The following is an 18,501-nucleotide window of genomic DNA, read 5'->3' as shown; positions in this document are numbered from 1 at the left end:
CTCAACCGGTGAGCGACAGCGCTATTCAACGATACTGAACCTCGTAACTGTCCCGCGCAAAAACGGCAGTTCGGCGGGAACCACGATTTTGTAAAACCGATTCGTCACCACGACGCTATTCTACAAAATTCAAAAACCAACTACTCGACGGTCAGCAGGTCGCTCGGCGCACCCGCCAACGATTCGAGGGCGTCCGCTTCGATGTGGTGCAAGTCGCCCGGCACGACGAGGAGGTGGAGCGGGTCGCCGAAGTCACGTTTTGCGAGCTCCGACAGTCGGTCGGCTTCGACCAGCGGGTCGGGACTTCCAGCGCGCGCGACGACCACTGCAAGCACGTCGTCGTAGCCGTCAGCGAGCATTTCCGCGGCGACGTCGGCGGTCATGTACTCGTCCTCGGCGTCAGCGTCTCCTTTGCCAGACGGATTCCAGCCGACTTTGATGTCGAGGTAGACGAGCGTGTGGAGGCCGCGTTCGCGGTTGTCGTCCAGTACGTTCGTCACGCTGGCGGGGAGGCCGTCCGCGCCGTGGGCGTAATCGAACGGAAGCGTCGTGGCCTTGCCGAAGCGATAGTTTTGAAGGCCAGTGAGGCCGCTCGCGGCGGATTCCGCGGTTGGGGCGTGGATGACTCTGGTGTCGATTCCTCGGTCTTCGGCGCGCAGTCGGAGGTCGACGTGCGTGGTCGAAATCATGGTGTCGCCAGCCGTGAGAAACACGGAGTGTCCGGATTCCGCAGCGGAGAGAATTTCCTCGGGGTCTTGTTCGACACCGGCACGGTCTCTGACGCTGATTTCCTTTTCGTGGAACGCTTCGAGGTCGGCGACGTCCGCGCCGATGAGTTTGCTGGTGTAGAACTCGGCGAACAGGTCGTCCGCGTCGGCGATTGCGTCGCGGCCTTCGACGGTGATTGAACGCTCGTCGTACAGGCCGAGGCCGATAAAGGTGAGCATAGCCGACTTTGGGAGGTCGGACGCTTAAACGACGCGACCCGAAGCGTCAGCGTTAACGCTGGCTTGGGGCAACGGATAGGTATGAAAGCGCCCTGCGTGCGCGTCGAACGAGAACGCGGTGAGACGACGCGCCGCGAACTCGCAGAGTCCGATCTGATTCCGGACGACCTCGAAATCGTCGTCGAAGGCGGGTGGCTCTACGTTCCCGTTTCCGCCCCCGGCGAAGTTCCGAACGGCTTCGAGGTCGTCGAACACGACGTACCGACCCGCGAGACACCGGACACGCCAGCCGACATCCTCGGATTCGACCCGAGCTACGAACGACTCGGGGACATCGTGCTCGTTGACGAGGACGACCCAGCGAGAGCGCGTGAAATCGCAGATGCAATCGTGGCGTCCGAACTCCCCGTCAAAACCGTGCTCAACCGTGCATCGAAAGTCAAGGGCGAAACCCGCGTGCGCGACTGGGACGTACTCGTGGGCGAGCAGACCGAAACCGTTCACCGCGAATACGGCTGTGAGTTCTCACTCGACGTCGCGCGGGTGTACTTCTCCCCCCGTCTCGCAACCGAGCGCCACCGCGTGGCCGAGCAGGTCACCCCCGACGAACAAGCGTTCGACATGTTCGCGGGCGTCGGCCCGTTCGTCATCCCGTTCGCAAAGCGCGGCGCGCAGGTCGTCGGCACCGACGTGAACGACGTAGCAATCGACTACCTCCGGGAAAACGCCCGCCGAAACGGCGTCGAAGACCGAGTAACGGCGATTGCCGGGGACGTTCGGGAGACGGTTTCGGAGTACGAAAACTGGGCCGACCGTCTCGTGATGAACCTGCCCCACAGCGCGGGCGAGTTCCTCGACACCGCGGTTGCCCTCGCGGGCGACGACTGCGTTATCCACTACTACGATATTCAGCACGAAGACGACCCGTTCGGGCCGGGCGAGAAAGCAATCCGCGCGGCGGCGGAACCCGAGTACGATGTGACGGTCGAAACCCGCCGGGAAGTCCGGTCGTATGCGCCCCACGAACTAAACGTCTGTCTGGACGTGCGATTAACGCGGTAGTTCGTGATGGATTAACTCGAACGCCCGCAGGCATTTCGCAACCCTTATGCACTCCGTGGTGTCTACATTTGAATGTCGCAAGACATAGCGTGCCGGTGTAGCTCAGACTGGCTAGAGCGATTCCTTCGTAAGGAATAGGCCGAGGGTTCAAATCCCTCCACCGGCTCTTTCTACCGGACGAAGTGAGGTGTAGAGCCTCGCGTGGAGGGATTTGAACCAGGGAGTGGAGCGAAGCGGAACGACCGTGGTTCACAATCCCCTCCACCGGCTCTTTTTCATTACTCGATTGTCGAGCACGCGCTACGCAGTGTTCACCGAGAATTCATATACCTCACTCGTTTCCAACACCAAAAGACCGTCAACGATTATTACTGTGAAGTAATGAACTGCTACGGCCACTCTAAATAGTTCCATCCCCTACCTACACTGTAGGTGATTTCGATGGAAGGGCCACTGATGGGGAAGCGACGCAGTCGGTTAGCCGAGGAGATAGAAACCCTTCGGCAGGAAATCGAACAGCACCGTGAAGAACTCTCTACCTACGAACAACTGCGTCGAGAGTCCAGAACGAGGAAAGTCGATTTCGATGGGTTCGAAGGAATCTGCGTCAGTTGTGGGCACGGCGTAATCCTCCGGACTGAAGACCGACTCCACTGCACTGGCTGTGAGTATCAGCGATACCTCTGACCACGCCGCACTGATACGAACATTGCCGCGGCCACACCGAGACGAACGCGGCCGTGATTGTTCGCCCACATCCCTGCAACTACGCAGTCTGTAGTTTGGTCCGCTTTCTGTCCACCTGTATCTGAAACGCACTGTTAACCACGCTGAGCGGCTATTTTCACCGATGGCCAACGAGGGTGAGGATGGGTTCGACCCGACGAAACAGGATGCACGGGAGGTTGCCGGTGACGCGGCGGAAAACCGCGAGGAGTTTCTGACCCTGATGCCGCATTTCTACCGCGGTGCGCTGTCGCAGTCGGGGCGGTATTTAGACCGACTCGACCTGACCGTCGATTGGGCGATTGCCGTCGTCACCGCCGTGCTGGCGCTCGGATTCCAAAGTAGCGACGTGCCGCCGTATCTCATCCCCATCGGGATGGTCGCCCTCTCGATGTTTCTGTTGTTCGACGTGCGCCGCTATCGGTCATACGACGCGATTCGGGCGCGCGTCCGTCTGGTCGAGGAAAACGTCTACGCGAACGCGCTGAATCCGGTCGGCGCGACGCTCGGCGAGTGGCGCGAAGAACTGGGCGAAGACCTCCGAAAACCGATGCTCAAGGTTTCGTATCGGGAGGCGCTTTCGCGCCGACTCAAGCGGGTGTACTTCCCGCTTTACGTGCTGTTGGCCGTCGCGTGGTTGTTCCGGATAACCCTCTTCGTACCGAACGAACCGTGGCGCGAAACCGCGGCGGTTCCGGGTGTCTCGGGTGAAATCATCGTTGGAATCGTGGGTGCGTTTTACCTTGCACTGATACTCGTCACGTTTTGGCCGCGAAAACGGGAAGCCAAAGGGGAGTTTCACGGAGAAGAGCCGGGAGACTGGAAAGAAAGGAAAAAAGCAGAGTGAGTATAGGCAGTGCCTACTATCCGTCTGGCCTGCCCTACGACGAAGGGGAACAGTTCGACAACTAACGCAATCGGCCATCTATTTTTACGAAAGTTGAAACCGCATCAGAGCGTAGAAGAACAATTCCAACGGAATTTACGAGATTCTATATCAGTTTCGTGTACGGAATGAACGGCGCTCAATCGAGACGAACCACCGTCAACTATCTCCGCTGTTTTTCCCCGTTCCAGCGAATAAGAGAGATGCAAAATGCGACTTACACCCCGACAACTCACCGCAAGCATACTGATTGGCGTCCTCCTCCTCGCTGGCGGGACGAGCGTGGCACTCGCGGACGGACAGGCCGCGAGCGACGGCGTCCACGAAATCGGCAGTCAGGAGATAACCATTCAAGACGCGACGATAACCGTCTCCGACACCACCCTCTCTGGGCCGGGGCTGCCGGATACGACCATCGAAGACCGGAGTTACACCGTAGCGGAGTCCACGACGACTATCGAGGGACTGACGCTGTCGATAAACGGAGAAACATACGAGATTTGCCGAATCGAGATTACCATCGAAGAAGTCGGACTCACGCTGGAGAACGTCGAACTCTCGAACGGCAACTAACCAAATTTACTTTTCCGCGGTTGCGTTCCCCCGAAGCCACTGCTGATACTCGTCCTGTGGAAGTACCCTGACGGTGGTCCTCATTCGTGCGTGGCCCGCGCCGCAGAACTCGGTGCAGTAGCCGCGATACGTTCCGGGTTCGTAGACGCGTGTGTGGACAACCGTCGTTCGACTGGGGAACACGTCCTGTTTGACGCCGAGTTCGGGCACGAACAGCGAGTGGATGACATCCGCGGATGTCATCCGAACGTACACTTCGCTGTTCGCCGGAATCACGAGTTCGTCCTGCGTGGTTCGGTTCGAATTTTGATACTCGAACTGCCACCCCCACTGATAGGCGAGTCCTTCCACAATCACCGCGTCCGGCGCGGACGAATTGTTCGTCCCGTTTGCGGCCATCTGGTTCACTTGGTCGCCGGGTTGATTCGGCGTAATGTACGGACTCGTGAGAACCGTGTACGCCGCAAAACCGACGAACAGGAGAATGATAGCGGTCGCAATCGTCCACGTGATTTCGAGGGCCGGGTCTTCCGCGGTCGGTAGCGGGTCGTCGTTGTTCCGGAATCGAACGACGGCGTAGATGAGAATGACTTCGACGAACAGCGTCAGCGGGAGCGCCACGTAGATGAGCTGGAAGTTCAACTGGTCGATGAGCCGTTTGTTGACGGACTGCGCTGCCGCTGGTTCGATGGCGGCGATTACAACCGTACAGAGAAGACAGGCGACCATCCCCCCGCGACGAAGTCGCATTGTACCGGAGTCAACTGACGGCCGGATATAGTTTATCGCACGCTGAGTTACGTGTCAGAGTGTTAGTCATTCAGTTCGGCCTGCGGCTTTATCGTGTTGGCTCCCGACGCGAGTATGTACGCATGCACGAAGGGTGGGGAGAAGTGGGGAGCGAAGCGTGCCGAACGCATCGCTGGAGGACGCTATCGACAACTGGAGGATGCCAGCCGTGAATCGAGCAGTGGTCGAACTGACCATCCTCGGGTCGATACTCTGTGCCTGCTGGTTCGTTTTCTGGCTCTCGAAAAAACGGGCTACGAAACCGGACGGCGGCTATCGGTCACGGCGCGAGTTTGACGTGGATTTGGAGACGCTCAAACGAACCGTCGTCCACTGGACGACCACGACGAACCACCGAGAAATCGGGATACTGTACATCCTGTTCGGAACCTTCGCGGCGCTGTGGGGCGGGACGGACGCGATGATGATGCGCACCGAACTGCTCACGCCGAACGCGGACATCTGGTCTACGGAAACCTACAACGCGCTTTTTACGTCCCACGGCATCACGATGCTGTTTTTCTTCGTGACACCAGTATTTTTCGGCATCGGGAACTACTTCGTCCCGCTCCTCATCGACGCCGACGACATGGCGTTTCCGCGCCTCAACGCCATCGGCTTTTGGCTTCTTCCGCCTTCCCTCTTTCTCGCTCGGGGGGGACTTCCCGCGCAGGTCGTCGGGCAGTTTCTCAACCTCCTCAATATCCGCGGCGACCTCTTTCAGTTCTTCTGGACGCTCCGAGAACCCGAACTGGGGTGGACGCTCTACACTCCGCTTTCGATACAGTCGCCGAATCCGCAGGTGAACTTCCTCATCCTCGGCTTGCATCTCTCGGGCATCGCAACAACCCTCGGGGCAATCAACTTCATCGTCACCATCGCCTACGAACGCGGTGAAAACGTCGGGTGGGAAAACTTGGACATCTTCGTCTGGAACATCCTCACGACGAGCGGCCTCATTCTGTTCGCGTTTCCGCTTCTCGGGAGTGCGCTCATCATGCTCCTGCTCGACCGTAACTTCGGGACGACGTTCTTCATCCCAGAGGGTGGCGACCCGATACTCTGGCAGCATCTGTTCTGGTTTTTCGGCCATCCAGAGGTGTACATCATCTTCCTCCCCGCGGCGGGACTGATGAGCTTCATCCTCCCGAAATTCGCCGGGCGAAAGCTATTCGGCTTCACATTCGTCGTCTACTCGACGCTCGCAATCGGCATCCTCTCGTTCGGTGTCTGGGCACATCACATGTTCACCACCGGCATCGACCCGCGAATCCGCGCGAGTTTTATGGCGGTTTCCATCGCCATCGCAGTGCCGAGTGCCATCAAAGTCTTCAACTGGATAACGACGATTTGGTCGGGCAACGTCAGGCTGACCGCCCCGATGGTGCTCTGTATCAGCAGTATCGGGACCTTCGTCGTCGGCGGGGTGACGGGAGTCTTCCTCGCGACGATTCCCGTGGACATCCTCTACCACGGCACCTACTACGTCGTCGGCCATTTCCACTTCATCGTCATGGGCATCATCCCGTTCATGATGATTGCGGCGAGCTACTACTGGTATCCAATTTTGACCGGACGGCTGTACGATCGCCAACTCGCGCTGTTTCAGTCCATCCTGCTGGTGTTCGGCTCCGTACTGACCTTCGGTTCATTGATTCTTATGGGGCTGTTAACCTTGCCGCGCCGTCTCGCGTTCTATCCGCCCGAGTTCGCCTCGTTCCAGCGAATCGCAACCGTCGGCGCGTTTCTCATCGGCCTGAGCGTCCTGTTGTGGCTCTACAACATGCTCTGGTCGTTCTGGAGCGGAACCCCGGTTCAAACCGCCGACGTGTGGGGACTGAAGCGAACACAGCAGTTCACCCGCGAGTGGCAGTGGTTCGAACGGCGGTTGGAAGAGAAGTACGGCATCGAACCCACGGAACCCGAAACGACGCGCCCGTCTTCGACCACCGTTCCCGGCGAGGGAAGTCCGACTGTTCTCCGAACCGTCGAACCACTGTTGAGTACGATTCCGCGCGTTGCTCTCGCGGCCGGAACCGGCGGATTAGTCGGAACGATGCTCATGTCCGGTGTGCTGTTCACGGCGACGATTTTGGGCGTATTCGACCTCGCGTCGTTTTCCGAACTGGCGGGACTCGTCGGCCTGCGAGGTGCCGCCGTCGGGTATCTCCTCTTTCTCGCTGGGGGGATGACGACTTGGGCGCTCCTGTTCGCCGTCTTCGCCGAATACCTGCCGGGACGGCCGCGAATCATCACCGGACTGGCCTACGCGACCATCATCTCGGTTGGTTTCGCACTCGCGTTCTACACGGGACAGACGGACTTGCAACTGCTTGCCTACGTCGTGTTCGTCCTCATCGCCCACTGGTTCTACGGGTTCGGGTTGGCAGTCACGTTCGAATACCTCACCTCGCGCTGGCAGGTCAAAGGATGAGTGGGGACGAGCGATACTCCAGTCCCGTGCCGGACGACCGAACGATCGGTTCGCTCGTCCTGACCTACGGCGCGCCCTTCTTGGGAACCCTCCTCGTCGCAGTCGGAATCGCGGGCGGCGTCCTCGGTGGGTACGCGGTCGCACAGTCCGAACTGGGGTTGTGTAGCAACCCGACAATCATCGTCTATTCCCCCGCAGAAAGCGGGCAGTACGTGGGAAATCCGGAGACGCCAACCCTCGATAGATTCGCCGTAGAGGAACTGACTCCGGCGGAACGACGGGCGTTCGAGGAGGCCGTCCGAAGTCCCAGAGGCGTTGCCGACGTGCGAGGCCAGTTCGTGCATCGTGATGCCTTCCAACGCGGTGTCCTCGTCACGTCCGACGGAACCGTGCGGTACGCGACGATTTCGTCGACAAATTCGTGTCTCTCGGTTGACCCGCTTTTGTTCCCATTGGGCGTCGTCTCCATCCTACTCGGGATTCTCGGAATCCTGACGCCGCCGCTCTACCGAAAATTGCTCGAACGCGAGGAACGGGCTGGACGGATGTCTCGATAGTTTTCGGACTCACACCGTTATTTCGGCCCCGACGTACAGCATGAGGACGAGAATCAACCAGACGACATCGACGAAGTGCCAGTAGTACGAAACCGTCGTAATCGACGTATCCCGGTCGGAATCGTACTGGCCGCGTCTGGCCCGCCAGAAGACGATTCCGAGCAGAATCACGCCGAGCGTCACGTGCAGGCCGTGGAGTCCGGTGAGGCCGTAAAAGGCGCTCCCGAAAATCCCGGACGTGAGCGTGAATCCTTCGCCGACGACGAACTCGTAGTATTCCAGAACCTGCCCCGCGACGAACGCGACGCCGAGGAGAATCGTCACGCCCAACAGCGCGAGAAACCGATTTCGGCGGTCGTTTTCGAGCGCCGCGTGTGAAAAGTGGAGCGTGAAACTGCTCAGGACGAGCAAGACAGTGTTGACGAGCACCAGCGACGTCAACACGTCGGGGAGGTCCTGCGGCCACCCGCCGATGCGGACGAAAACGTAGTAAGTGAACCCCGCGGCGAACGTCGCCACGTCCGTCACCAGAAACAGAATCATGGTCGCCCGGTACGCCCGGCGTTTTCGGGCGCTCGCTTGGTTTCGCCAGTAGCCCGCCAGATACGCCTGATTGAGCCATCCGACGAGTCCGGCGACGAACGCACCGAAACCGACGACCCCGGCGATAGCGCCGACAATCGCGGGGATGACATCCGTCGCGCGCCCCAACAGGAAAAGTGCGACTCCGGCGTACAGCAGGCCCGCCCCGATTGCCGAGACGACCGGCCACTGACTGCGTTCGTGATGGGATTCGTGGGCATCAGTGTCCGCGGTCGCACCGCTGGTCGCCGAATCGGTCATGACTGATAGACACAGGCTACCGAACAGCAAAAAACCGATGGCAGTCGATGGGGTTCAGTTCTCGTTCGAAAGGCCGTTCATGAACACGAGTGGGTCGCGGGTCTGTATCCACGCGGTTCCCTCGCCGGAGAATCGCGTTACTCGGCCTTCTCCGCCCAAAAACGAGGATTTGATGCCGCCGTCGCGTTCCCGCGTGAGGTCGAGTCCGTCCGTCCACGCGACGAGGTGGTCTTCGTCAACGATGAGTGGGTCGTCGTCGCTGATATTCACACTGTAAATCGACCCGTAAGACGAGAGGAAGGCGATACCATCACCATCCAGTGCGAGAACGGTCAACTCACTGGACGAGAAGAAGTTCCGCGCGTTGTTGAGTGCGGTTTCGTGTTCGACTTCCGGTGACCACGCCAGCGCAGACCCGGACTGGGCCTTGATGCGCCCGGTTTCGGCGAGGTCGATGGGGACGATGTCGCCTGGCGTATCCGGCGCGAGAGTGACGTGTGCGCCGTTTGCCTCCGCCATGAACGTGTTCGTAACCATTTCCTGTTCGTCGCTGATGGCTCGCGAGAGCATTCCCGTGATTCCCTCTCCACCTGCGATTTCCGTGTCTGCGGCCATGGTCGCACTTCTGCTCACCATCGCACCGGTTTTCGCTTCGACGTATTCGTCCGTGTCGAGTTCGACTGTAAGCACCGGCTCGGCCCGTTGGTGATTTCGTACTCCATAGTTGATACTAACTGTCGTTAAGATATTTGAAGGTATGTCTCTATAGAAGCTGTGAACCGTGGTGAGATACATTTGTTCTGTTGGGAAAGATATCATCGACGCCGACGGCGAACACGGTTTCGCCGAGCATCGCCATGCTCGCCACGCCACCTTCCGATTCTACTTCGCGAACCGCTGCTTCGACCCGACCCGTCGGCAGTTCGAGTTCGCGGGCGAACGCCCACGAATCCCGAATCACTCGCTCCAGCGACGGTTCATCGGGAAACGAGCGCAGGGTTCGTCCGCCGACGGTTCGGACGCGGGCCATGAGCTCCTCGTCGCCGAGGGCGTCGCTCGTGGACATGCCGCCGAAAGAAACGTACTCCACGGCGTCGGTCGGTTCCCACCGTTTTCGTCCCGACCCACCGTCCATCAACAGGCCCCCTGCTGACTGAATGAACACGTCGCCGAGTCCGGTGCCCGCTTCGACCTCTGCGACGTGCGAAAACCCGACCAGTTTGTCCTGAGAATGACCCAGTTCGAAAACTTCGTTCGCGGAAATCGCGGTTGCGAGCGTCGCCGCGCCGCTCGCGCCGAACCCACAACCGATGGGAATCGCAGCGTCGAGTTCGACCCGCGCCGAAACACCGAGTTCGGCGAGGACGCCCTCGACCGGTTCGAAATCGGTTGCCTCGCCGTCGAGCACGATTTCGGTTTCCCCGGCGGTTTGCACGTTGGCGACGATACCGTCCTCGATTGCCATGCTCGCGCCCCTCGATTCGTCGCCCGATTCGGTCGGTGCGAACACCGCCGTCACACTTCCCGGTGCGAACGCTTTCATGGAAACAAGAACGCAAAAGTCCGTCTTCAATCCGCTGACTGCGGAACAGGAGTAGAAATAGACGAACAGACAATACACAAATCCATTAGTGGACTTATGAGCACTGGAGAATATTTAATACACCTGTTTGTCTTCTTTGAACCGAAATATTTTATAGAATGTCGTTGTAGTACGGTATATGTCGTATGAAACACAACCCGCGCAGGCGACTTCGTGGACGAATCCGGAACGGTGTCCGTTCTGCGATGCCACCCTCGAAGACGGCGGCTGGGGATTCATCGCTCACGTGCGAGCGACCCCATCGTGCAAAACCGAGTACGACATGTGGCGCGAGCAGATTGCCGGAGATATGGGTGGCGAGTGGGGCGGATAGGGCGACTTGGATATTCGATTTGGGAGTGGAGTTATGCTTTCGTAGATGAATTTTTGCCCTGAATCGGCGTTGTCAGTACCAGCATCGAGCAGTAACGGGATTCCTTTCGTCGCTCCTCGTCGGGTTTTGGACGTACACGCGCGACGATGGCGAACTCCGACTTCGAATGACACTCCCGAGTAGCCTACTTAGTACAGTCGGGGTGCTCACGGGGTACAAACTCGCGGAACATTGGTACGAACAGAAATAAAGATGCTCCGGCGTGGTCGGTCAGCGGTGGTGTCTCGCGGAAATTTCGAACGAGGCAAACAGTTCAGTTAGTTTCCGACGCCGCTGTTTTCGTCGCTCTCAGTGGTCGTGGTGGTCGTTTCGCTCCCGTTATCGGTATCGCCGCTCTCGTTTTCGTCCTCGGTAGTCGTCTCATCTTCGCGCTCGGAGTCGTCTTCGTCGTTCTCAGACTCATCTCCTTCCTCATCTCGTTCGTCGCTGTCTTCACCATCTCCTTCGTCTTCACCATCGTCTTCGTTCTCGTCATCACCTTCGTTTTCACCATCTCCTTCGTTCTCGTCTTCACCGTCCTGTCGCTCGGATTCCGTATCGTCACGCTCTTCTTCGTCGTCATTCGCGTCCTCTCCATTGGCTTGCCTATCTCCGTCTTCGTCGCTCGAATCACTGCTCTCGGTGTCTTGTTCGCTCTCCCCTGTTCCGTCGCCCGAATCGGCGTCGTCCTGCGTCTCACCCTCATTTATTTCCGAACCCGTGTCGTCAGGACTTGCGGTCTCTGCGTCCGCCGCAGAAGAGCCGAGTCCCCCGACGCTGACCGCGATACCTGTGAGAAAAAGCGCGGTGCCGGCGACGAACAGTACCGTCTGCATCCGGTTCATTATACCCGACTGTTCACGGACGAGGTGCTTTATTAGTACACGGGTAAATACCGCAACAATACCGGATTAGCTCTCTTTGTCGTCGTATTCGAGCGTCACATCGAGCAGATTGCTCAACATTTCGGGAAATCGAACGACCTCCAGTCGCTCTTCGTCCTCGTGAAGACGGACGATTTTCGCGGCGCTGAGTTTCGGAATATCGGTGTGGTGGAGTTCGGTGTAGATATAGACGTGCGCCTCCGCCGACAGCGGTTCGTACTGGACGGCGTCCATCCACCCCGCGACGTTGTCGGCGAGGCGCGTTACCGTGGTTTCGTCGTGTCGCCGGAGATGGTACAGCGCGTACCGTCGCCGCGGCTCCGCGAGAATCTGTAGCAGCGTCCGCAGTGAGTTCGCCTCGCCATCCATGAAGTCAACCTATCAGAACGTGCGTTTTCGACGGGAGGTAATAAAACGCCGGGAAACATCGGTCGGGCAGAGTTATATCCACGGGCTAAAATGATAGGCTATGGTCGACTTTCTGCCCTCCACCGTCGACTCCGTCGCGGACGAAGAGCGCGACCCGCGAGTCGTCGGCGTCGATAGCGAGGATGCCGACAAACTCCTCTCGGCACTTTCGTCCAAAACCGGGCGAAACATCCTCTCGACCCTCTACGAAGAACCGGCGACTCCAGCAACCATCGCAGAACGAGTCGATACGTCTCTGCAAAACGTCCGGTATCACCTCGAAAAACTGGAAGACGGAAACCTCATCGAAGTCGCGGACACGGCCTATTCCGAGAAGGGACGCGAGATGAAGGTGTACGCCCCCACAGCAGGGCCGCTCGTTCTCTTCGCCGGAAACGAAGACGACACAGTCGGACTGGAATCCGCCCTCTCGAATCTTCTCGGCGGACTCGGTATCCTCGGCGTTGCGAGTTTGGTCGTCCAGCGGTTGGCGACGGGGGGTCTATTTCCGTTCCCGTTCAGTACGACCTCGAATGGCGACAGCGACGGTGGCTATCAAGGTGGGGACAGCGCCGATTCCGGAGCGGACGGGAACAGTAACCTGAGCAACGACTCGACAACTGCAGTGACCACCGACAGCGCCGACGAAACGGTGACCGTGACAGAATCGGTTCCCGACAGCGGAACCGAAGCGGCGACGCGAACCTCCGAGACGACGGAAACCGCTGGCGACGCCACGACGACCACCCTCGACCAGACGACGGACGTGGTGCAGGAAACCACGACGACGACGGTTCAGACGATTGCGGAAGGGTCTACGACCGCCGGAGTTCCGCCCGGTCTGCTCTTTTTCTTGGGTGGCGCGCTGATTCTCGCCCTCGGATTCGTGGTCTGGTACGTCCGCGTGTATCGAAAATCGGCCTGAATCCCGTGGGATTTCGACCGGAGAGGATGACGAGACACGATTAAGTCGTGCGGTATGCTATCATTCAGGGGGTGCGTGTGTGTTCGCCCGACGAACGGTTCACACCATCGGAACACTGTCGATAGCGTCGGGAGTGGCACTTCTCGTCCTGTCGATTCCCGCAATTCTCCTCGGAACCGCCGGTATCGTCTTTCGGGCTGAAACAGCGGGAGAGGCATTGCAGTCCCTCTCGCAGTCGGTTCCGCCGGATACGTTCGTCTTAGGTGCGGCGGGAACGACGCTCACCCTCGGTCTGCTGGGATTGGGCGTTAGCTGTTGGCTATTGGGGTTCGGACTGCTGTTACAGGGGCGAAGCGAGAGCTAATTCGTCGGTTACCGAGCAAGGAGATAGTGTGTGGCGCGACGTGCTGGCTGGCGGACTGTGGATGACTGTTCCATGTATTTGCTACGGCGACGTTCCGTCGCGCCACGTTTCGAACTTTCAACCGACCGTAAAAAATGTCTCTAATTGTACTATATACGACTCCGTAGAATATAGAGCACACAGTTGCTGGGTTCTGTGGTACGGGTTGGCTGTTGCCCGGCGAAAATAATTCCCGAGCCGAGAGTCCGCACAAACGATTATACACGAGGACGTGGTATTCGTGTGTCACGAAGTCACCGACCCGAAACCGGAGACTCTCTGAATGGTCACAGAACGACAACTCGCGACAAGTAAATCGGTGCATCAGCGAACGGGCCCGACGTTTTACCTCGCTACTCGTCTCCTGCCGAAACGAGTGCGTCATCCAACCTACGTGTTGTACGCCTTCTTCCGAACCGCGGACGAAGTCGTAGACGACGCAGCGGGGGTTCCGCCGGACGAACAGCGAGCCGAACTCGAACGACTCCGGCAGCAAGCACTAGGAAACGAACCGACAGACGACCCCGTTCTCGCGGCGTTTCGTGAGGTTGCGGACGAACGCGGAATTTCGGACGGCGAAATCGAGGTGTTCGTCGAAGCCATGCAGACCGACATCGATAAGGCGCGCTACGAAACCTACGACGAACTGGAAACGTACATGCGCGGATCTGCCGCCGCCGTCGGCGAGATGATGCTCGCGATTATGGACGCAGACGACCCGGAGCAAGCCCGCCCGCACGCCATCGCGCTCGGCGAAGCCTTTCAGTTGACCAACTTCCTCCGAGACGTGCGCGAGGACGTTGTGGAGCGAAATCGTATCTATCTGCCGCAGACGACGCTTTCGCGCCACGGCGTGACGAACGAACAAATCCGCCAACTCGACTACTCCGAGTCGTTCGTCGCGGTCATGCGCGACGAACTCAAACGGGCGGAATCGCTGTACTGGGACGGGGTTGCCGGTATCCAATATCTTCCGGAGGACTGCCAACTGGCCGTCCTGCTCGCGTCGGTGTTGTACGCCGACCATCACCGACTCATTCGGGAACGGGAGTACGATGTGCTGTCCGAAACGCCGCAGTTGGGGACGACCCGAAAGCTGTGGCTTCTCGCGAAAACGCGTTGGCAGTGGCGGTTTTCCCGCGACCCGGAAACCGTCTTTCGGGCCGTGAGCAGTATTCCAGACGGTGACGACAATCGAGCGGGAACCGGGTCGCCGATGCCGACTCGATGAGTGCAACTGGGAATCAGCGCGGCGTCCCTCGAACGGACTGCCCGACGGCGAAGTCGAATCGGTCGATTCGGTGGAGGCCGGCGAACAGCAGGACAGCAATCGCCACGGGAACCCAGTTTCCGAAGTAGGCGTTCATCGCCCCCCAGAGGATGACGAAACTGACCATGTCATCTAGCATGAACTCGCAGTTATCGAGGCGGTCGCGGAGCGACCGCCAGTCGAATCCGAGTTCGACCAAGCCGACCGCGACGGTTCCCGAGAGCATCCATCCCAAATAGTTCGACACCGGCACGCCGTAGTATGCACCCCCGCCGTCGTAGGCCCAGAACCCGAGCGCGACCGCGGCGGGGTCTAATACGAGGTCGATGACGAGAACGACGGCGAGCGAGGCAATGAAGCGAGCGGCCCGCGAGTTCACTCGCGGGCCGAGCAGGAGCAGACAGAGCAGATAGCTGTTCAGCACGAGCGGGAAGAAAAAGACGGGGAGGCCCGCCGGAACCGTCCCGAACAGCATCGGCCCGAGTTCGAGTTGGTAGTGGAACTCACCGTAGGGAAGTCCGGTCGTCACACCGACGAACTCGATGGCGTAGGTGTAGAGCGCGAGTACCACGAGCGCGATTCCCGCCCGGCGGTCGATTTCCGGCAGGAGTCCGGCGACGAGGGGCGACCGCATGACGAGCGTTCCAAAGATGATGAGAAACGGATTCTGCGCCAGCCACGCCGGAAGCCACGCCTCGTGGCCCGCCACGAACAGCAGGGCACCGACGAGGGGGAACACCACCGCGATAGTAAACCGGTTCTCGCGGATGATTTCGGACAGTTTCGCTTCCGCCTCGCGTCTATCCACGAACGACCCTCCAGAGTCCACCGAACGTCAGCACCATCCCGACGACAGTGTTGATGGCGGGATACCACCAGTAGGCACGGTCGATTGCCACGTCGCGGGCGACCCACGCAGCGACGAGCGCGGGATAGCAAAGCAGAAGCAGGCCTGCTCGCGGGTCGAGCAGGCCGAACAGGACTGCCGACAGCAACCAGCAACCCGCGCAGTACGCGAGGGTTTGCCGTTCCCCGAGCATCGTGGCAGTGGTTCTGATTCCGGCCTTCTCGTCCGGTTCGATGTCCGGAATCGCGGAAAACGTGTGCATCGCCATCGCCCAGAGCCAACCACCAATCACGGCCAGCAGGGGTGGATGACTTCCGGAAAGTGCGGCGTAAGCCGCCGCTCCCGGCAGGATGTACAGGCCGTTCGAAATCGAATCGAGCAGTGGCGTGGTTTTTAATCGGAGCGGCGGAGCCGAATACCCCGCTCCGAGGAACAGAAAGCCGAGGAGCCACGGCCACGCGACTGTCGGAGTAATGACGAGCAAACCGAGTCCCAGCAGAACCGAAAGCACGACTGCGATTGGAACCACTTTGCTCCCTCGATAGCGAACTTCCTGCTCGTCCTTTTTCGGATTCTCCTCGTCGATGTCAGCGTCGAAGATGTCGTTGATGCCGTAGAGGAAGACGTTCGCCGGAAGCAGGAAGTAGGCGAACAAGGCGACTGCGGGAACCGAAAACAGGTCGTCGATGGTCGGCGCGCCGTAGGCGACGCCGACCAGCACCGGCCCCGCGAGGTAGAGCCAGAACCGCGGTCGCGAGAGTTTGAGCAAATATCGAATCATAGTATGTCGAATTAATTTTCAGTTAGTGGTCTGCTAAAACGGCGTCCGCAGTGTGTTGCCCGCCGATGAGACACATCGGGACACCGATTCCCGGCGTGGTGTACGACCCGGTGAAGTACAAGCCATCGACCTTGGGAGAGCGATGGCGGGGCCGCATCGGGCCGGTTTGCATCAGCGTGTGCGCCAGTCCGAGGGCGGTTCCCTGCATGCTGTTGTAGCGGTCTGCGAAGTCGGAGACGCTGAACTGTTTTTCGAAGACGATTCTATCCCGAAGTTCGACGCCCGTGTTTTCGGCCACGTCGTCCAGAATTTTTTCGCGGTACTGTTCGCGGATGGCGTCCCCATCCGGAAGTCCGGGCGCGATTGGAACGAGGACGAACAGGTTGCTGTGTCCTTCGGGAGCAACCGTATCGTCGGTTTTACTCGGTACGCAGAGGTAGTACGCCGGGTCGTCGGGCCACGCCGGATTTTCGAAAATCTGGTCGAAATGCTCGTTCCAGTTTTCCGGTAGGACGAGCGTGTGGTGAGCGAGTTCGTCAACGTCGCCCTCGACGCCGAGGTACATGAGGAAGGCAGAGGGTGCGTAGGTGCGCGATTCCCAGTAGTCCGCGTCGTACTTGCGGGCTTCCGGCGGAAGCAGTTCCTGTTCGGTGTGGGCGTAATCGGCGTCGCTCACCACGATGTCGGCCGCCATCGACTCGTCGCCGCTGTGAACGAGGAAATCGCCTTCGTGTCCCGTGATGCCTGTCACTTCGTAGTCCGTGACGTATTCGACGCCCAGTTCATCCCCCAATTGAACGATACCATCGACCACGCCACCCAGACCGCCTTCGGGATAGTAGACGCCGAGGTTGAAATCGACGTGGCTCATCAAGTTGTAGATTGCAGGTGTGTTGTTCGGCGAACCACCCAGAAACACCAGCGTGTACTGCATTATCTGCTGGAGTTTCGGGTGGTCGAAGTAGTTCTCGACGTGGTCTTGCATCGACCCGAGAAGGTTCAGTCCGCGGGCATTTTTCGCCACGTCCAGCGAGACGTAATCCCGAAATCGGGAGCGGTCGGTGTAGACGAAATGCTCCATCCCGACGCCATAATTTTCCTCGGAGCGGTCGAGATACCGCTGTAGTTCCTCCCCAGCACCCTCCTCGTAGGATTCGAACAGCTCCTTATTTCGTTCGAGGTCAGGGAGGATGTCCACCTCGTCGCCATCTTTGAAGAAGATTCTGTAGTGGGGGTCGAGTCGCTGAAGGCTGTAGTAGTCGCTCGGCGTGCGGTCGAAGTGGCCAAAAAACCGCTCGAACACGTCGGGCATGAGGTACCACGAGGGCCCCATATCGAACCGAAAACCGTCTTCTTCGAGGCGACTCGCCCGTCCGCCGAGTTGCTCGTTTTTTTCTACGATAGTTACGTCCGCACCAGCGTCAGCGAGATAGCAAGCCGTCGAGAGGCCGCCGAAGCCACTCCCTACGATTGCGACCGACTCCCCAGCGAGATTCATACACAGTGTCAGGGCGCGAACCTGATAAAAACGACTCCCCGACGTGTAGGGTTTCATCACAGGATAAGGTCGCTTCCCCGGTGGTTTAGCTGGCGTATAACAAAGGGGACAGGGGTTCTTTATCCAACTGCGCCTGCCTGACTCGGGCGCGTAAGCGTGCTAGTGTGAGCGTTGTATTCCGGCGCCGCCGAAGGCTCTGGCGGAAGGTTGGCCTCCTTCCAAAGTGTCACCAACCCTTCCACGAAAGTTCTCATCCCGGGGTGCGACAAACCCCGCACTACACTTCATTACTTCGGCAATCTACTGCTCACTTGAGGAGGCTCATCTGTCGTTCGATAGACTTATACGAATACACGACAGGTTCATCCTCAACAGAGGCATCTATCGTGGAACTCGTCGTATTTTCGTTACTGCTCGGCGTTTCGCTCCTTTCTTTTCTCATCGTACTGGCGTTCTACGTCGTCTGGTCGCGCATCGTCGGTCTCGACCCGACCGTCGCACAGCGATTCGTCTCGCTCACGAAAATAAAACGGTTCGTCATGGCACTGTTGACCGGGGCACTGCTCGGCACCGGCGTCGTCATCGCTCCCTCGGTTCGCGTCGGCGTCGCAGGTATCGTCATGCTCGCGGCGAGCACGTTCGCCGCGCTGATGATCTTCGAGTTGGTGCAGTATCGCGCCGCCAAGGAACCGTAAAGTGATTCGGTGATTTTC

The 18,501-nt window shown here is 59.1% G+C and carries 21 protein-coding genes and 1 tRNA gene; 12 read left to right on the top strand and 10 right to left on the bottom strand.

Going from position 1 to position 18,501, the window contains the following annotated elements; genetic code table 11:
- Positions 1-140 precede the first annotated feature (140 nt).
- The gene (gene dph5, locus BW974_RS04780) at positions 141-947 is read right to left on the bottom strand and encodes a diphthine synthase (protein WP_076428486.1); all 807 of its coding nucleotides are present in this window, start codon (positions 945-947) and stop codon (positions 141-143) included.
- An 81-nt stretch (positions 948-1,028) separates the two neighbouring features.
- On the opposite strand from dph5, the gene BW974_RS04775 reads away from it, so the two are divergent.
- The 5 genes from BW974_RS04775 (at position 1,029) to BW974_RS04760 (ending at position 4,194) form a co-directional block, all read left to right on the top strand.
- Positions 1,029-2,009, top strand: a complete 981-nt coding sequence (locus tag BW974_RS04775) for a class I SAM-dependent methyltransferase (protein ID WP_076428484.1) — start codon at positions 1,029-1,031, stop codon at positions 2,007-2,009.
- Between the two features lie 91 nt (positions 2,010-2,100).
- Positions 2,101-2,175 (top strand) — tRNA-Thr (locus tag BW974_RS04770).
- Positions 2,176-2,465: 290 nt separating this feature from the next.
- Positions 2,466-2,696 (top strand): hypothetical protein, encoded by a 231-nt coding sequence (locus tag BW974_RS24560; protein ID WP_139328816.1) that lies wholly within the window; start codon positions 2,466-2,468, stop codon positions 2,694-2,696.
- 163 nt (positions 2,697-2,859) lie between these two features.
- On the top strand, positions 2,860-3,582 hold the full coding sequence (locus BW974_RS04765; protein ID WP_076428482.1) for a DUF2270 domain-containing protein: 723 nt from the start codon (positions 2,860-2,862) through the stop codon (positions 3,580-3,582).
- Between the two features lie 249 nt (positions 3,583-3,831).
- Positions 3,832-4,194, top strand: a complete 363-nt coding sequence (locus BW974_RS04760; RefSeq protein WP_245799897.1) for a hypothetical protein — start codon at positions 3,832-3,834, stop codon at positions 4,192-4,194.
- A 6-nt stretch (positions 4,195-4,200) separates the two neighbouring features.
- On the opposite strand, the gene coxB is transcribed toward BW974_RS04760, so the two are convergent.
- Positions 4,201-4,944 carry a cytochrome c oxidase subunit II gene (coxB, locus tag BW974_RS04755; protein ID WP_076428480.1) on the bottom strand — a complete coding sequence of 248 codons (744 nt, stop codon included), beginning with the start codon at positions 4,942-4,944 and terminating at the stop codon, positions 4,201-4,203.
- A 199-nt stretch (positions 4,945-5,143) separates the two neighbouring features.
- Here coxB and BW974_RS04750 point away from each other — a divergent pair, with 199 nt between their 5' ends.
- Both BW974_RS04750 and BW974_RS04745 read left to right on the top strand, forming a co-directional pair.
- The gene (locus BW974_RS04750; RefSeq protein ID WP_175609674.1) at positions 5,144-7,417 is read left to right on the top strand and encodes a DUF6789 family protein; all 2,274 of its coding nucleotides are present in this window, start codon (positions 5,144-5,146) and stop codon (positions 7,415-7,417) included.
- The gene (locus tag BW974_RS04745; RefSeq protein WP_076428478.1) at positions 7,414-7,974 is read left to right on the top strand and encodes a DUF7979 domain-containing protein; all 561 of its coding nucleotides are present in this window, start codon (positions 7,414-7,416) and stop codon (positions 7,972-7,974) included. Before BW974_RS04750 ends, BW974_RS04745 begins: the two co-directional genes overlap by 4 nt.
- 9 nt (positions 7,975-7,983) lie before the next feature.
- Here the strand turns inward: BW974_RS04745 and BW974_RS04740 are convergent, their stop codons facing one another.
- From BW974_RS04740 to BW974_RS04730, 3 genes are all read right to left on the bottom strand, one after another.
- Positions 7,984-8,817: a cytochrome c oxidase subunit 3 gene (locus BW974_RS04740; protein WP_076428477.1), complete on the bottom strand. Its 834-nt coding sequence runs from the start codon at positions 8,815-8,817 to the stop codon at positions 7,984-7,986.
- Between the two features lie 54 nt (positions 8,818-8,871).
- On the bottom strand, positions 8,872-9,507 hold the full coding sequence (locus tag BW974_RS04735; RefSeq protein WP_217694302.1) for a TIGR00266 family protein: 636 nt from the start codon (positions 9,505-9,507) through the stop codon (positions 8,872-8,874).
- A gap of 73 nt (positions 9,508-9,580) precedes the next feature.
- Positions 9,581-10,360, bottom strand: coding sequence for a pantoate kinase (locus tag BW974_RS04730; protein ID WP_076428475.1), 780 nt, complete (start codon positions 10,358-10,360; stop codon positions 9,581-9,583).
- A gap of 178 nt (positions 10,361-10,538) precedes the next feature.
- On the opposite strand from BW974_RS04730, the gene BW974_RS04725 reads away from it, so the two are divergent.
- On the top strand, positions 10,539-10,733 hold the full coding sequence (locus BW974_RS04725) for a DUF7501 family protein (RefSeq protein WP_076428473.1): 195 nt from the start codon (positions 10,539-10,541) through the stop codon (positions 10,731-10,733).
- Between the two features lie 317 nt (positions 10,734-11,050).
- Here the strand turns inward: BW974_RS04725 and BW974_RS04720 are convergent, their stop codons facing one another.
- Together BW974_RS04720 and BW974_RS04715 are read right to left on the bottom strand one after the other, a co-directional pair.
- A complete protein-coding gene (locus BW974_RS04720; protein ID WP_139328815.1) occupies positions 11,051-11,617 on the bottom strand; it encodes a hypothetical protein in 567 nt (188 codons plus the stop codon).
- A gap of 66 nt (positions 11,618-11,683) precedes the next feature.
- The gene (locus BW974_RS04715; RefSeq protein ID WP_076428467.1) at positions 11,684-12,025 is read right to left on the bottom strand and encodes a DUF7344 domain-containing protein; all 342 of its coding nucleotides are present in this window, start codon (positions 12,023-12,025) and stop codon (positions 11,684-11,686) included.
- A gap of 100 nt (positions 12,026-12,125) precedes the next feature.
- On the opposite strand from BW974_RS04715, the gene BW974_RS04710 reads away from it, so the two are divergent.
- From BW974_RS04710 to BW974_RS04700, 3 genes are all read left to right on the top strand, one after another.
- Positions 12,126-12,989, top strand: a complete 864-nt coding sequence (locus BW974_RS04710) for an ArsR/SmtB family transcription factor (protein ID WP_076428465.1) — start codon at positions 12,126-12,128, stop codon at positions 12,987-12,989.
- Positions 12,990-13,068: 79 nt separating this feature from the next.
- Entirely contained in the window at positions 13,069-13,353 is a 285-nt protein-coding gene (locus tag BW974_RS04705) for a hypothetical protein (RefSeq protein ID WP_076428463.1), read from the top strand.
- Between the two features lie 322 nt (positions 13,354-13,675).
- On the top strand, positions 13,676-14,623 hold the full coding sequence (locus BW974_RS04700; protein WP_076428461.1) for a phytoene/squalene synthase family protein: 948 nt from the start codon (positions 13,676-13,678) through the stop codon (positions 14,621-14,623).
- A gap of 13 nt (positions 14,624-14,636) precedes the next feature.
- Here the strand turns inward: BW974_RS04700 and cruF are convergent, their stop codons facing one another.
- The 3 genes from cruF to BW974_RS04685 are packed head-to-tail and all read right to left on the bottom strand — an operon-like array spanning position 14,637 to position 17,788.
- Positions 14,637-15,470, bottom strand: coding sequence for a bisanhydrobacterioruberin hydratase (gene cruF / locus BW974_RS04695; protein ID WP_076428459.1), 834 nt, complete (start codon positions 15,468-15,470; stop codon positions 14,637-14,639).
- Positions 15,463-16,290, bottom strand: a complete 828-nt coding sequence (locus tag BW974_RS04690) for a prenyltransferase (protein ID WP_076428457.1) — start codon at positions 16,288-16,290, stop codon at positions 15,463-15,465. Before BW974_RS04690 ends, cruF begins: the two co-directional genes overlap by 8 nt.
- A 22-nt stretch (positions 16,291-16,312) precedes the next feature.
- Positions 16,313-17,788, bottom strand: coding sequence for a phytoene desaturase family protein (locus BW974_RS04685; protein WP_076428455.1), 1,476 nt, complete (start codon positions 17,786-17,788; stop codon positions 16,313-16,315).
- 386 nt (positions 17,789-18,174) lie between these two features.
- Between BW974_RS04685 and BW974_RS04680 the strand changes: the two genes are divergently transcribed.
- On the top strand, positions 18,175-18,483 hold the full coding sequence (locus tag BW974_RS04680; protein WP_076428453.1) for a hypothetical protein: 309 nt from the start codon (positions 18,175-18,177) through the stop codon (positions 18,481-18,483).
- Positions 18,484-18,501 lie beyond the last annotated feature (18 nt).

Source organism: Haladaptatus litoreus (assembly GCF_900156425.1).
Taxonomy (GTDB): domain Archaea; phylum Halobacteriota; class Halobacteria; order Halobacteriales; family Haladaptataceae; genus Haladaptatus; species Haladaptatus litoreus.
This window is presented reverse-complemented; position numbering and strand designations above follow the sequence as displayed.